The organism is Pseudolabrys sp. (assembly GCF_035943735.1).
Lineage (GTDB): Bacteria > Pseudomonadota > Alphaproteobacteria > Rhizobiales > Xanthobacteraceae > Pseudolabrys.
Window position 1 is genome coordinate 26,505 of sequence record NZ_DASZBV010000024.1, and the last position, 13,226, is coordinate 39,730.

Below are 13,226 nucleotides of genomic sequence, written 5' to 3' on the forward strand. Positions count from 1 at the left end.
GACCTACTTCAACTGCGCCAACAGAGCCTGCGCGCCGGGCGACGCCTTCGCCGACAACGCCATCAGCGCCCGACGGCCGCCGGCGGCATAGGCGGCGACCGCCCGCAGCAACTCGCCGAGCTCATGCGCGGAGCCTGAATCGAACCGGCACCAGGCGCCGTGCGAGAGCCGCGCGATCTCCCGATAGGCGTTCTCTGCGACCGCATCGTGGCCTTCCTGGAACATGAAGGCCGGCACGCCGAGCAGGCCGAGTTCGCCGGCGGTGGCGCAGAGCGCGTCGAGCGGCTCCTCCATCGCGTCGCCGACGAAGACGAGCGCCTGCACGCGCCGCCGCGCGTGCTCCTGCCGCGCATGCGCCAGCACCTTGCCGATCTGCGTGTGGCCGCCGCGGCACTCGATGCGCGACATCAGAGCGGCGAGCTTGCCGCTGCCCTCGACCCAGCCGGAGGCGCGGCATTCGTTGAGGCCACGGAAATAGACGAGCTGGATGTCGAGGCCGCCGACCGAGGACGCCTCGCGGAACATGTCGGCCTGCAGCGCGCAGGCGGCGTCCCAGGTCGGCTGCCGGCTCATCGTTGCATCGAGCGCGAAGATCAGCCGCCCGCGCGGGCCTTGCGCGGCCTGCGCCGGGCCGACCGCTTTCACCTTCGCCAGGAAGGCGTCGATCTCGGCACGGTGAGATGCCGGCGCGGGAGCCTGCTCGCGGTCTTTCGACATGCCTATCAGAGTACATCAAAAGGCGAGTCGGCCGCACATCCTCGATCCATCGGCCTCCGAGGCTCGGCGCAGTTGCGCCGAACGCTTCAGGACGACGGGATAGGCTGAACGAAGACGCGGCCTTACGCCAGCATGTCGTGGACCTGCAGCGGCTGGTCCATGACCGAGTGCCATTCGGCGCGGGCGGCGGCGCGGCGGCGGCCGTTCTCGGACAGCGGCAGGTGCAGCGCGTTGAGGAGCGCGATCACCTCCTCGCGGGCGGTGACGTGCGACATGTTGGGCCGCGTGCCGAGCGTGGTCTCGTCGAGATCGTCGAGCGCGGTCAGCCCGCGCGGGAAGAACTCGCGGTAGACGACGCGCTCGGCGAAGCCGTCGATGCAGCGGAAGCCCATGCGGCGCGACAGCTCGTTGATGCCCTCGCCGACCAGCTTCTTGTTGCGCGAGCCGAGCTGCGACAGACGGTTGCGCACGACGATCCAGTCGGTCAGGCGGCCGTCGACCAGGCGGCGCTGGCGGCGCGCCTCGCGCACCATGCGCGCGTAATGACTTTCGCCGGTGACGCTGAAGTTGGTCGGGTCGAGCGTGGCGAGCACGTCGAAGTCGACGAAACTGTCGTTGAGCGGCGTGACCAGGGTGTCGGCCATCGAATGCGCCAGCCGCATCAGGTAGGAGTCGTGGCCGGGCGTGTCGATGACGACGACGTCGTGGTTGTGCTCGATGACGCCGATCGCGCGCGAGAAGGACGCGAGTTCCTGCGCCTCGTTGGCCTCGACCGAGGTGCCTTCGGCGCGCTCGATGCAGTAATGCGTCGGCAGCTCCAGCTTGATGCCGGCGCGCGCCGCCCAGTCGCGGCGGTTTTCGATATAATGGGTGAAGCTCTTCTGCCGCGAATCGAGGTCGATCGTAGCGACGCGCTGGCCGGCCTTCAGCAATGCGACGGCGATGTGAAGCGCGGTCGTCGACTTGCCCGAGCCGCCCTTCTCGTTGCCGAGCACCACGACATGAGCGGATTGCGGCGTTTGACGGATCGGCTGGACCAGCATGCGACGTCCTTTGATCGGCTTATCTTCAAATTATAATCGTCATGTAGTCAAGTTTGGTGACACTTAACCATTAACCGGTGGCCGCGCGCGGCATTGCTTGCTAGGGCTTGCCGCGCCCGCCTTTCGTAAACAGACCCTGCCATGCCGACCCGCCTGACGATTGCCCGCAACCTGCGCTCGCTGCGCACCGCCGTGGCCGCCTTCCGCAAGAAGCGCGAGACCGTGGCGCTGGTGCCGACCATGGGCGCGCTGCATCGGGGCCACCTGACCTTGGTCAAGGAAGCGCAGCGCCGGGCCGACCGGGTCGTGGTGTCGATCTTCGTTAATCCGGCGCAATTCGCCCCGCACGAGGACTTCGGCAGCTATCCGCGCACGTTCGACACCGACGTCGCCGCGTTAACCGAAGCCAAGGCCGACCTCGTCTGGGCGCCGACCGCGCAGGTCATGTATCCGGACGGCTTCGCCCTGAAGATCGAGCCGGCGGGCGCCGCCAAGGCGGGGCTCGAGGACAAGTTCCGCCCGCACTTTTTCGGCGGCGTCGCCACCGTCGTCGCCAAACTGTTCCTGCAGGTGACGCCCGACGTCGCGCTGTTCGGGCAGAAGGACTATCAGCAGCTTCGCGTCGTCACGCAGATGGCGTCCGATCTTGATCTTCCACTGAAGGTGGTGGGCATCCCGACCGTGCGCGAGCGCGACGGCCTCGCGCTGTCCTCGCGCAACGCCTACCTATCGGCGGAGGAGCGGAGCCGCGCGCCGATGCTGGCGCGCGTGCTCAACGCCTGCGCCGGGCGCATCAACCGGCGCGAGCCGGTCGAGATGGTGCTCGAAGAAGGCGTGACCGAACTCACCCAAGCCGGCTTCGCCGTCGACTACCTCGAAGCCCGCCATGCCCTCACCCTGGCGCCGGTCGCCTCGCTCAAGGACGGGCCGATCCGGCTCCTGGTCGCAGCCAAGCTTGGCAAGACAAGGCTGATCGACAATCTGGCGGTGTAATCAGAGCAGCCCCAGTTCCCGCAATTCCCGCCGCATCGCTTCCGGCATCTTCGACGCGCCGGGCGCGGCGCGGGCGAGATCGCGCGGCGCCTCCTTGTCCTCGAGATAGCGCCAGCCCTGGAAGGCCGAGCGCGGGCGCGGCTCGACCAGCGTCACCTTGCCGTCGAGCACGACCTGGCAGCGGCGAATGCCGTCCTTGCCGGTCACCGAACGGATATCGAGGATCTTCTCGCGGCAGGTGATCTGACCCTTGATCACCCAGAACAGCGAGCCGCCGTCGGTGAGCTCCTCGGCGCGCTTGGGCAGCATGCGCGTCGTGTGGATGCGCTCCGGCTTCTGGCCGCGCCTCTTCTTCTCCTTCAACTTCAACTTGATCCAGTCCTCGAGGTCGGCGACGGAGTCGCAGCCGACGCAGAGCTTGACGAGATGGAGCGGCATTCCTGAGCGATCCAGCAGCACACGGACGATCCCCTGCCATAGCGGGCCGGCGGCCGGCGGGAAAGTCTCAAACGCCGCTTCTGCCCGCTATGCCCCGGCTGACGCGGCGCGCCTCTCCTGCTACCGTACCGGCGCGGCGCCAGGATGGCGCCAAAGGGGGGACCCATGAAGAAGCTTGCTCTGCTGCTCGCGCTCGCCGTTGTCGCAACCGCGCCCACCGCCGCCATGGCGAAGGCGAAGAAGAAAGCGCCCAAGCCGGCGCCGCAAGTCCAGACCGACCCGCAGAAGATGACCTTCGACGAGGCGATGGCCTACAACAAGAAGAACCTCAGCCTCGTGCCGCAAGCGCTGCCGCTCGTCCTGCCGAGTTGGTCGCTGCCGATCTACTTCGCCATCAACAAGGACCAGGAACCGGCGACGCCTGCGAAGAAAAAGAAGCACTAGCGGCGCGCTACCAGCCTTTGATCCACGTCAATGGTGCGCCCCGACGGCACGCGTAGGGAGGAAACGCGTGCATCGAGGCTTGAATTGCCGTGGGAAAAATCGAAAGGCCGGACTTCGGCAGGCCCGCTGAAGCCGGAGCCAACGTCTGGGACGTGCTCTTCCGCGTGGCGGCCGTCTGCCTGGGCGTCTTGCTCGTGCTGGCCTATGTCACCGGCGAGGAGTTCCAGCACACCCACGTCCTGATCGGCTACGGTCTCGCCGCCGTCGTGATCACGACGATCTATTGGGAGCTGGTGCGGCCGCCGCAGGCCCGCTTCCATGGCTCGATCTTCAGCGCGCAGACGCTGAACGCCATCCTTCGTACGGCGCTCGCGCCACCACGCAAAAGCCCGGCCGCATTCGCCGCGATGGGCGTGCTGGTGCTACTGGCCGCGCTCGCGCTGGTCACGCTCATTCTGATCGTCCTGACGCACTCGCTCTGGAGGGTGGCGGCCGTCGACGAAATGCACGAAGTCGTGGCCTACTTCGGGCTTGGGCTCGTGCTCTTCTATGTCGCGGTCGTGCTGTTCGCCAGCGCCGAGCATCTTGAACGCGCGCTCGGCCGGCGGCCGAAGAGATAGACGCGGAACATTGCGACTGTCATAAACGCCGTTATGCCTGACCGGCGTCCGCCGGCGCGACGACGAGGATGCGGGCGCCTTCGGCGACCTGCGCGTCCTTGGCCACCGCGATCTCGCCCACCGTGCCGTCGATCGGCGCGGTGAGCGTGTGCTCCATCTTCATCGCCTCGATGATGGCGACGCGCTGGCCGCGCGCGACCTGCGCGCCCGGCTCGACCAGGATCGCCAGCACCTTGCCATGCATCGGCGCGCGCACCACGCCGCCTGAGCCGGCATCGCCCGCCTGATCGAGCGCGAGGTCGCGCAAGGTGACTTTTGTCTGGCGGCCGTTGCGGAGGACGTAGATGGCCTCGGGCGCGGCGATCACGGCGGCGTCGCTGGCCGGCGCCTCCCCTTCGACACTGACCTGCACGCCGTCCGCACCGTAGTCGACCTCCGCCACCACCGCTTCGCCGTCGGCGATCACCGGCAGCGCCAGCCGCCGCGCGCCGGAAAGCTGGAAGCCGTCGGCCACATCCCAGGGCGATCCGCCGTCGCCGGCATTGCGCATTTGCTCGTGCGCGACCAAAGCGCGCGCACCGGCCGCCGCCGCGGCGCGGTCGAGGCCCTGCGGCACAGCGCCGAGCGCATCCATGTTGCGCTCGATGAAGCCGGTGTCGAAGTCGCTTTGCCGGAAGCCATCGGCGCGGGCGAGCGCGGCGAGAAAGCCGGCATTGCTGCGCGGTCCGGCGACCACCGTCTGCTCGAGCGCCTCGGCGAGAATGTCGAGCGCGGCGTCGCGTGTGGCGCCGTGCGCGATCACCTTGGCAATCATCGGATCGTAGAATGGCGTCACCGTGTCGCCCGCTTCCACGCCGCTGTCGATGCGCAGCCCCTCGCATTGCGGGAAGCTCAGCGCCACCAGCCTGCCGGTCGACGGCAGGAAGCCGCGCTCGGGATCCTCGGCATAAAGGCGCGCCTCGACCGCGTGACCGTCGAGCCGCACCTGGTCCTGCTTCAGCGGCAGCTTTTCGCCGGCCGCGATGCGGAACTGCCACTCGACCAGATCGAGCCCGGTGACCGCTTCCGTCACCGGATGTTCAACTTGAAGACGCGTGTTCATCTCCATGAACCAGAAGCCGTCGTCCTTGAGGCCGCCGGCGCCGTCGGCGATGAATTCCACCGTGCCGGCGCCGACATAACCGACCGCTTTGGCGGCGGCGACGGCGGCGGCGCCCATCTTCGCGCGCAGGTCCGCGCTCATCCCCGGCGCCGGCGCCTCCTCGATCACCTTCTGGTGCCGCCGCTGCAGCGAGCAGTCGCGCTCATTGAGATGGATGGCGTTGCCGTGCGCATCGGCGAAGACCTGCAGCTCGATGTGGCGCGGCGCGGTGACGTATTTCTCGATCAGCACCTGCGCGTCGCCGAAGGCGCCTGACGCCTCGCGCTGCGCCGCTTCGAGCGCGGCGTCGAATTCGGCATGGCGCTCGACCTTGCGCATGCCCTTGCCGCCGCCGCCGGCGACCGCCTTGATCAGCACCGGATAGCCGATCTCGTAGGCCTTGCGCTTGAGGAAGGCCGCATCCTGCTTGTCGCCGTGATAGCCGGGCACCACCGGCACGCCGGCCTTCTCCATCAGCGCCTTGGCGCGGTCTTTCAACCCCATGGCGCGGATCGCCGCCGGCGGCGGGCCGACGAAGACGATGCCGGCGTCGCGGCAGGCTTCGGCGAAGGCGGCGTTCTCCGACAGGAAACCGTAGCCGGGGTGGATGCACTCGGCGCCCGTCGCCTTGGCCACGGCGACGATCGTCTCGATCGACAGATAGCTCTGCGCCGCCGGCGAAGCCCCGATCGCATGCGCCTCGTCGGCCATGCGCACGTGCAGCGCGCGCGCGTCAGCGTCGGAATAGACGGCGATCGTGCGCAGGCCGAGACGGCGCGCGGTGCGGATGACGCGGACTGCGATTTCGCCGCGATTGGCAATGAGGACGGAGGAGAACATCGGCGGGCCTGGCTCGGGTCGCCGCGATGCTAGCGCGGCGCGGCGGCCGGCGCTGCCTCGCTCTTTGGACGTTCCGGCGGCAGGCGTGGCGCCTCCTCCTCCTTCCTCGCCGGCTCCGCGGTGACGCCAAGCGACCTCGCGAGCTCGGGATCGACCTTCGGCTGCGGCAGCTCGGCGTCCTTCGGCAGCTTCGGCTCCGCCGTCATGATGCTGACCGGCGGGATGGATGCGGCCGAGGGGAAGGTCCATCGGCTCTCGACCGGCCGTGCGGTACCCTGCGTGTCGTGTGGCCGCTCGGCCGGCGTGACGGCGGCCACGGCCGCAGGCGGCGCGGCCTGCGGCGCCGCGGCGATCGGCGGCGTCGGTTGGGCCTGCTTGCCCCAATGCGGCGCGTAGCGCGCGACATAGGCCTCGAAAGCCTGCGCCTTCAGGTTGGCCTTCAACGCGGTGGTGTCGTGAAACATGGCGAGCGCGTCGCATTTCAGCGCCGTGCAGCCATCGCGCGTGGCCAGCACATGCGCGGCAATGCCGTAGCGGTCGAGCTCGGCGGCGCGGCGCAGGTCGGTGAGCGCCGGCATCACCTGCGCGTCGCCGTGCTTCGAGAGGGTGAAGGCGGCATGCAGCAGCGCCAGCCGCGCAGATTCGAGCGCGACCGCAGCCGCGACCGCCTGCGGGCTGGCGAACACGTCCTGCTCGCAGGCATCGCCGACCTTTTCGCCGGCGCCGCCGTCGAGACAGGCAAGCACCGAGCCGGGTGCGAGCGCGGCGCGCGCCAGCTCCGCATTGCGGGCCAGCAGCGCGCGCCGCTCGGCGGCCTGGTCGTTGGCCACCATCTCCTGCAGGACGGCGATGACCGCGAGCGCGGCCAACACCAAAGCGGCTACCGGAATGAGCAGCCGCCTGAGCATGCCTACTGCACCGAAATGTGGGCGGTCTTGATCACGTTGGCCCACTTCGCAATGTCCTTGTTCAGGAAGGCGCCGAACTCGTCCGGCGTCATCGACATCGGGACGGCACCCTGCTTCAGCCAGGCCGCCTTGACCTCCGGGTTCGCGATCACGGTGTTGATGTGCTTGTTGAGGTAGTCGACCACATCCTTCGGCGTGCCCTTCGGCGCCATGACGCCGAGCCAAATCGTGGCTTCGTATCCGGGCACGGTCTCGGCGACGGTCGGCAGATCCGGCGTCAGCGGATTGCGCTTTGCACCGGTGGTGGCGAGCGCCCGCACCTGGCCGCCCTTGGCCAGCGCCGACATGGTGGTGACGGCGTCGAACATCATCTGCACGGTGCCGGAGATCACGCTGTTGCGCGCGTCGCCCGAGGCCTTGTGCGGCACGTGCACGATGTCGGTGTGGCTGAGCGCCTTAAACAGCTCGCCGGCCATGTGGTACGGCGTGCCCGGACCGGACGAGGCGTAATTGAGCTTGCCCGGCTCCTTCTTGGCGAGATCGACGAACTCCTTGACCGACTTGGCCGGCACCGACGGGTTCACGACCATCAAGAGGTCGGACGAGTTGATGCTGGCCACGGGCACGAAGTCACGCATCAGTTGGAACGGCTTCTTCGGCAGCAGCGTCTCGTTGACGGTATGCGTGTTCGACATCACCAGCAGCGTGTACCCGTCCGGTGTCGATTTCGCGACCGCGTCGGTGCCGATCACCGAACCGGCGCCGGGCCGGTCCTCGACCACGAAGGACTGCTTGGTCTCATCGCTCATGTACTTGGCGAGAAACCGGGCATAGACGTCGGCCGGGCCGCCGGCGCCGAACGGCACGATCAGCTTCACGGTGCGGTTGGGATAGTCGGCGGCCGAAGCCGGAAGGGCCAGCAGCACCGGCGTGAGCAAGGCCAGAGCACGCAAGAAAGTACGCATCGGTCGAATCCTCCATAGATTTTTGTTGAGACCCAAAGAACGCCGGTTCGCCGCGCTTTATTCCGTGGCGGAGAGCACGGTCAGGCACCTCCGGCCGATCTGAAGCTCGGCGCGAGGTCGCTCGCCGCGGCGAAGGCGCCTTTCGCCTCGATCGAGGTGAGCGCGACGGTGGTGCGTAGGTCGGTGACGCCGCCGCCGGAACCGGCGGCCAAAAGCGCGGCCGCCATCTGCACGTCGTTCGGCGCCTCGGCGATGGCGAGGAAGTCGTATTCGCCGAAGGTGAGGTAGTAGGAGATCAGACGCCCGCCGACCTTGGACAAGAGCCGCGCGACGGCGTCGGCGCGATCCTCAGGCTTGACGATCATGCCCTTGATGGCGTCGCGCGTGTAACGGCCCTGCGTGATGTAGGTCGGCATCCCGAATCTCCCCATCGCGGCCGAGTATTTAGCCGCTCGCGCGCCCCGAGCATAGCGAGGACACGCCTATCCCGGGAGATGCGACGTTCAGGCGCGGTCGAGCTGGCTTTCCTTGGCCACACGCTCGAACGCTTCGCCGGAACTCTTGATCCGGTACTGGTAGTCGTCGCCGTCGGACGGCAGCAGCTTGACCACGGTGTAGCTGCCGGTCGCGGCGGCGCGGCCGAAGCTCGGAGAGGTGTAGTAGACAACCTCGCCGACCCGGTACTTGTGTGGATAGACCGGAACATCGGGCGCGGCCGGCTGCACCGGCGGCGATGCCGTGCGGATCATCATCGCTTCCGCGGCAACCATCATCACGGACGCGCTGACCACCGTCTTCGGCGTCGGCTTTGCGACCGACGGTTTGGCCGACGTGCTCTTGCGCGTCACCGCAGCGGTACGCGGACGCGTCGTCTTGCCGGCGCTGCGGCGGCTCGCACTCGCGGACGCCTTCTTCACCGCCTTACGCGCTGATTTTGTTGACTTCTTTCTTGCCCCGGCCGTGGACTTGGACGACCGGCCGGTGGTCTTCGTGGATGCTCTGCTCATGCAGGTAATATAACAGCAATTTTCATTTGAGTGCGAACTTTTTTACACGAAAACGCATGCCGCATCAGATACTTAACGCGTCACCCAATCCTATTTTTCCCCAGGCTGGCCCCTCCCCGCCAGCCGGCTCCGTTTCCCGCCGGCCACAGACGGAACCGGCCCGACGCGGCCGGCGTTCTGAACCGCGGACTATGGAGGGACCCATGCGGCTTCTGCTCGGTGTGATCCTGGGCGTCCTGCTGACGATCGGCGGCGCCTATGTCTACGATTCAGCGCAGGAGCGGCCGACGACGACCGCTGCGGCGCCGCGGCCGCTGGTCAATTGGGACGTCGCGGCGGTGAAATGGAACGGTCTGACGACCCGCGCCCGCTATGAATGGACGCGGCTCGCCGGCCGCTGACCCGAACAATTCGGTTCAAATCGCGCTCAATGACCGCCGACCTGCTCGCGTTGGCCGACGCCGAGCGCGTTGCCGATCTCGCGGCGGTCCATGCGCGTGCCGTCATCGCCCTCGAGCAGCAGCGCGACGCGGCCGGTCTGGCCGACATGGCGCGCCCATGACAGGGCCTCGTCGAGCACGTCGAACTGCTTGAACAAGGTTTGCGACTTGTTCATCGGGCTGATGTCGTCCGAGCCTTTCGGCCCGCTATAGACACGGTAGCTCATGAGTTCACCTCCCTGATGGCCTCTCGCTCCGGATGTGCGATGTTTGGTCAGGGAAAACGCGCCCGCGGCGAGCGCGGTTCCGGCGGGAGGGAAAGATGCGGGCAGCCTGGTACGAAAAGAACGGCGCGGCGCGCGAGGTGCTGCGCGTCGGCGAGACGGAGACGCCACGCGCCGGTGCGGGCGAAGTGCGCGTGAAGTTGGCCACGTCGGGCGTGAACCCGTCCGACGTGAAGTCGCGGCAGGGCCTGACCCGCAAGATTGCATGGCCGCGGCTGGTGCCGCAGAGCGATGGCGCCGGCGTCATCGACGAGGTTGGGGCCGGCGTGCCCGCTTCGCGCATCGGCGAGCGCGTCTGGGTGTGGAACGGGCAGTGGAAGCGGGCCTTTGGCACCGCCGCCGAGTACATCACCCTGCCCGCGGCGCAGGCCGTGCCCTTGCCGGATCGCACGAGCTTTGCGGAAGGCGCATGCCTCGGCATTCCGGCGATGACCGCCTATCACGCCGTGGCGCTGGCCAATCTCCCACGCGGCGGCCGGGTGCTGGTCTCCGGCGGCGCCGGCGCGGTCGGCCAATACGTCATCCAGTTCGCCAAGCAGCGCGGCGCCACCGTGCTGACCACCGTCTCCTCGCCGGAGAAGGCGGCGGCGGCGCGCGAGGCCGGCGCCGACCACACGATCGACTACAAACGCGAGGACGTCGCCGCCAAAGTGAAGGCGGTCGCCCCCGACGGCGTCGACGCCATCATCGAGATGGATCTCGCCGCCAATGCGAAGCTGATCCCGTCGGTGCTGCGGCCGAAGGGCAGCGTCATCGTCTACGGCACCACGCCGGAGGCGACACTGCCGGCCGGCTGGTGCCTGACCAACGGCATCCGCATCCAGTTCTTTTTGGTCTACGAGCTGACCGAGGCCGACCGCGCCGCCGCCGTCGCGGCGATCAATGACGGCCTCAAGGCCGGCACGCTGAAGAACCGTGTGGCGCAGCCGACTTTTCCGCTCGCCGACATCGCCGCCGCGCACGAGGCGGTGGAGAAGGGCTCGCTGGGGAACGTGGTGGTGACGATGTAGCTCACGGCGCCACCGGCTCGTCTCTGTAGCCGGCGGCGTCGAGGGCGCGGCGGACCGTGCCGTTGCGTTTCGCCTCGTCGATCAGCGCGGTGACGAGCGCCAGCGCGCGCGGCCGCCCCGGCGGCACGGCGACGGCGATGCCGGTCTCCTGGAAATTCCCCGCCAGCACGCGCGCGCCGCGCAGGTCCGGCAGCAGCGAGGCGAAGGAATCCTTCGACAGCGCGAAGGCGTCGCCCTCCCCGGTCCGCGCAAGCCGCATCATCGCGTCGACGCTCGGCACCTCGCGCACCGACGCGTTCGGCGAACTGCGCCGCGCGCTGCGCATGGTCGTGGTGTTGGCGATGGCGATCACGCGCACGCCGGCGCGGTTCACCTCCTCGATCGACTGGATCGCCGAGCCGGCCGGCACCAGATAGGTGCTCTCGATCATCAGATAGCGCGGACCGAAGGCGACGCGCGCGGCGCGCGCCGCGTCCTGCGGCATGAAGGCGACGTCGCAAGCCCCTGAAGCCACCGCGTCGGTGACCTGGCCGGAATTGTCGTAGAGCTGCATGTCGAGCGGCAGCTTGGTCTCGCCGCTGAGAAAGCGCAGCAGGTCGACGGTGACGCCGTGCGGCGCACCCTGCCCGTCCTTGATGGCGAAGAAGCCGGTCTTGGCCGGCGCGATGACCAAGCCGCCGCGCAGGCGGCCGGTCGGAGCAAGCTCTTTGAGGTCGTCGGTCTGTGTCATGCGCCGACTGCTAGCACCGACACTAGAAATTCTCCACCCAGGGCCGCAGCTCGAGCTCCCAGCTCCACGCATTGCGCGGCTGATGCAGCAGATGCAGGTAGCTCTGGGCGATGGCGTCGGGATCGAGCAGCGAGTCCGGTTTGTCCGGCGCTTCCTGCCTTCGCGCCGAGCGGATGCCGCCATCGACCACGACATGCGCGACATGGATGCCCTGCGGCGAGAGTTCGCGCGCCATCGATTGCGCCAGCCCGCGCAGCGCGAACTTGCCCATGGCGAACGGCGCCGACTGCGCATAGCCCTTCACGCCGGCCGAGGCGCCGGTGAAGAACACCGCGCCGCGCCGGTTCGGCAGCATGCGCCGCACCGCTGCCTGCGCGACGAGGAACGCGCCGAAGGCGGAAACGGCGATCGCCTTCTCGACCTCGACCGGATCGAGATCGATCAGCGGCCCGCGCGTGCGATAGCTGGCGTTGTACACGACGACGTCGGGCGTGGCGCCGGCCTCGTCGAGCTTGGCGAACACCGCGTCGACGTCATAGCGCTGCGTGGCGTCGCACTCGAACGTGCGCGCGCCGGTGTCCTGCGCCAGGCGCGCCAGCTTGTCGGGGGCGCGCGCGGCGAGCGCCACCGCCATGCCCTCTTTGGCGAAGGCGCGCGCCAGCGCGGCCGAGAGGCCGTGGCCGGCGCCAACGATGAGAGCGGAGCGGAAGGTCATCGCTCTATTTTTTCTTGCATGCGGCGGCGATCCATTTGGAATCGACCTGTTTGTCGGAGGTCATCGTTTGGCCGCCGAACGAGATCGCCATTTTCATGGCGGTGGTGTAGTGGCGGCGGTCGATGAAGGTATAGGTGCCGGACATCTCCATCGTCGTGCCCTGCTTCGCGTCGCCGCATTGCATTTTCAGCGACACGACGTTGCCGTTCTGCTTGATATCGAGCGTCTTGCACTGGGCGGCGCTGTCGCCCTCCTTCATCTTGGCGATCGCCTTCATCGGATCCTTCGCCTCCTCCGCCGTCATGCAGTCGGTGGACACGTCAGGCTTCGCCGGCTTGCCGTTCTCGGTGCCGGTTTCGGTGTCCTGCCAGGTGCCCGGCTCGAGTTCGATGGCGGCCAAGGCCGGCGCGGCGGCAAAAGCCGCGGTCAGCGCCGCGGCGCCCAGCATCATGCGAAGTCCTGTTGGCATCGGTCGCCCCCTGTTGTCGGACGCATGATGTCGCGGCGCGCGCGCCGTTCCAAGTCACTTCCGCGTGCCGCCCAAATGCGCGCGTGGAGGCGCGCGCCATCGCCCGTATTCTTTGCTCGGCCCCGGGTGAGCCGTCATTCCCCTTCTCATCGCGCTCCCCGAACCAGGGGAGCGGAGCGCCGGGAAACGCGGAGCGCTTGCGATCGCGCTCCTGAGCGGCCGGCGAAAGCCGCCCGAGACACCGTGCGAAGGCGTCTCCCCGTCCCTTGCGATCGGGGCGAGGCGCCTCCCGGCGCTCCACATTGCGGCGTCTTGAAAACCCTTTAGGCCGTGCTTCCGGGCAGCGACGGGGCCCGTGTTCAAGCCCCCGATCCGGAGCGGTGGCCGCCGCTCCTTCGTCGCCGCCGCGTGCAGCCCATCGTTCCGTAGAACTGCGGGCAGCCGGTCGTAATGCCGGCGGAC

At 68.3% G+C, this 13,226-nt stretch carries 18 protein-coding genes; 6 read left to right on the plus strand and 12 right to left on the minus strand.

Annotated elements, in window-relative coordinates; all coding sequences use genetic code 11:
* Positions 1-3: 3 nt before the first annotated feature.
* The gene (locus tag VGV41_RS18460; protein ID WP_326865451.1) at positions 4-717 is read right to left on the minus strand and encodes a VWA domain-containing protein; all 714 of its coding nucleotides are present in this window, start codon (positions 715-717) and stop codon (positions 4-6) included.
* A gap of 122 nt (positions 718-839) precedes the next feature.
* The gene (locus tag VGV41_RS18465; protein ID WP_326865452.1) at positions 840-1,760 is read right to left on the minus strand and encodes a division plane positioning ATPase MipZ; all 921 of its coding nucleotides are present in this window, start codon (positions 1,758-1,760) and stop codon (positions 840-842) included.
* 141 nt (positions 1,761-1,901) lie between these two features.
* Between VGV41_RS18465 and panC the strand changes: the two genes are divergently transcribed.
* Entirely contained in the window at positions 1,902-2,753 is an 852-nt protein-coding gene (gene panC / locus VGV41_RS18470) for a pantoate--beta-alanine ligase (RefSeq protein ID WP_326865454.1), read from the plus strand.
* Here the strand turns inward: panC and VGV41_RS18475 are convergent, their stop codons facing one another.
* Entirely contained in the window at positions 2,754-3,191 is a 438-nt protein-coding gene (locus VGV41_RS18475) for a DUF1489 family protein (RefSeq protein ID WP_326865456.1), read from the minus strand.
* Positions 3,192-3,356: 165 nt separating this feature from the next.
* On the opposite strand from VGV41_RS18475, the gene VGV41_RS18480 reads away from it, so the two are divergent.
* Positions 3,357-3,635: a hypothetical protein gene (locus tag VGV41_RS18480; RefSeq protein ID WP_326865458.1), complete on the plus strand. Its 279-nt coding sequence runs from the start codon at positions 3,357-3,359 to the stop codon at positions 3,633-3,635.
* A gap of 89 nt (positions 3,636-3,724) precedes the next feature.
* Positions 3,725-4,255 carry a hypothetical protein gene (locus tag VGV41_RS18485; protein ID WP_326865459.1) on the plus strand — a complete coding sequence of 177 codons (531 nt, stop codon included), beginning with the start codon at positions 3,725-3,727 and terminating at the stop codon, positions 4,253-4,255.
* A 31-nt stretch (positions 4,256-4,286) separates the two neighbouring features.
* Here VGV41_RS18485 and VGV41_RS18490 read toward each other — a convergent pair whose 3' ends face one another.
* The 5 genes from VGV41_RS18490 to VGV41_RS18510 form a co-directional block, all read right to left on the minus strand.
* Positions 4,287-6,236, minus strand: a complete 1,950-nt coding sequence (locus VGV41_RS18490) for an acetyl-CoA carboxylase biotin carboxylase subunit (RefSeq protein WP_326865460.1) — start codon at positions 6,234-6,236, stop codon at positions 4,287-4,289.
* Between the two features lie 29 nt (positions 6,237-6,265).
* Positions 6,266-7,144 (minus strand): hypothetical protein, encoded by an 879-nt coding sequence (locus VGV41_RS18495; protein ID WP_326865461.1) that lies wholly within the window; start codon positions 7,142-7,144, stop codon positions 6,266-6,268.
* A gap of 2 nt (positions 7,145-7,146) precedes the next feature.
* Entirely contained in the window at positions 7,147-8,109 is a 963-nt protein-coding gene (locus VGV41_RS18500) for a tripartite tricarboxylate transporter substrate binding protein (RefSeq protein ID WP_326865463.1), read from the minus strand.
* An 80-nt stretch (positions 8,110-8,189) separates the two neighbouring features.
* Positions 8,190-8,525, minus strand: a complete 336-nt coding sequence (locus VGV41_RS18505) for a GYD domain-containing protein (protein WP_326865464.1) — start codon at positions 8,523-8,525, stop codon at positions 8,190-8,192.
* 87 nt (positions 8,526-8,612) lie between these two features.
* A complete protein-coding gene (locus VGV41_RS18510) occupies positions 8,613-8,834 on the minus strand; it encodes a hypothetical protein (protein ID WP_326865474.1) in 222 nt (73 codons plus the stop codon).
* Positions 8,835-8,847: 13 nt separating this feature from the next.
* On the opposite strand from VGV41_RS18510, the gene VGV41_RS18515 reads away from it, so the two are divergent.
* On the plus strand, positions 8,848-9,129 hold the full coding sequence (locus tag VGV41_RS18515) for a hypothetical protein (protein WP_326865465.1): 282 nt from the start codon (positions 8,848-8,850) through the stop codon (positions 9,127-9,129).
* Positions 9,130-9,319: 190 nt separating this feature from the next.
* Positions 9,320-9,517: a hypothetical protein gene (locus VGV41_RS18520; protein WP_326865466.1), complete on the plus strand. Its 198-nt coding sequence runs from the start codon at positions 9,320-9,322 to the stop codon at positions 9,515-9,517.
* A gap of 26 nt (positions 9,518-9,543) precedes the next feature.
* On the opposite strand, the gene VGV41_RS18525 is transcribed toward VGV41_RS18520, so the two are convergent.
* Positions 9,544-9,783: a hypothetical protein gene (locus VGV41_RS18525; protein WP_326865467.1), complete on the minus strand. Its 240-nt coding sequence runs from the start codon at positions 9,781-9,783 to the stop codon at positions 9,544-9,546.
* A 95-nt stretch (positions 9,784-9,878) separates the two neighbouring features.
* Between VGV41_RS18525 and VGV41_RS18530 the strand changes: the two genes are divergently transcribed.
* A complete protein-coding gene (locus VGV41_RS18530; RefSeq protein ID WP_326865468.1) occupies positions 9,879-10,850 on the plus strand; it encodes an NADPH:quinone reductase in 972 nt (323 codons plus the stop codon).
* A 1-nt stretch (position 10,851) separates the two neighbouring features.
* On the opposite strand, the gene VGV41_RS18535 is transcribed toward VGV41_RS18530, so the two are convergent.
* Genes VGV41_RS18535 through VGV41_RS18545 form a run of 3 tightly spaced genes read right to left on the minus strand, consistent with a single transcriptional unit; the run spans position 10,852 to position 12,764 of the window.
* The gene (locus tag VGV41_RS18535; RefSeq protein WP_326865469.1) at positions 10,852-11,580 is read right to left on the minus strand and encodes a transporter substrate-binding domain-containing protein; all 729 of its coding nucleotides are present in this window, start codon (positions 11,578-11,580) and stop codon (positions 10,852-10,854) included.
* Positions 11,581-11,602: 22 nt separating this feature from the next.
* Entirely contained in the window at positions 11,603-12,295 is a 693-nt protein-coding gene (locus tag VGV41_RS18540) for an SDR family NAD(P)-dependent oxidoreductase (RefSeq protein WP_326865471.1), read from the minus strand.
* A gap of 4 nt (positions 12,296-12,299) precedes the next feature.
* Entirely contained in the window at positions 12,300-12,764 is a 465-nt protein-coding gene (locus VGV41_RS18545; protein WP_326865472.1) for a DUF3617 domain-containing protein, read from the minus strand.
* Positions 12,765-13,226: the final 462 nt, after the last annotated feature.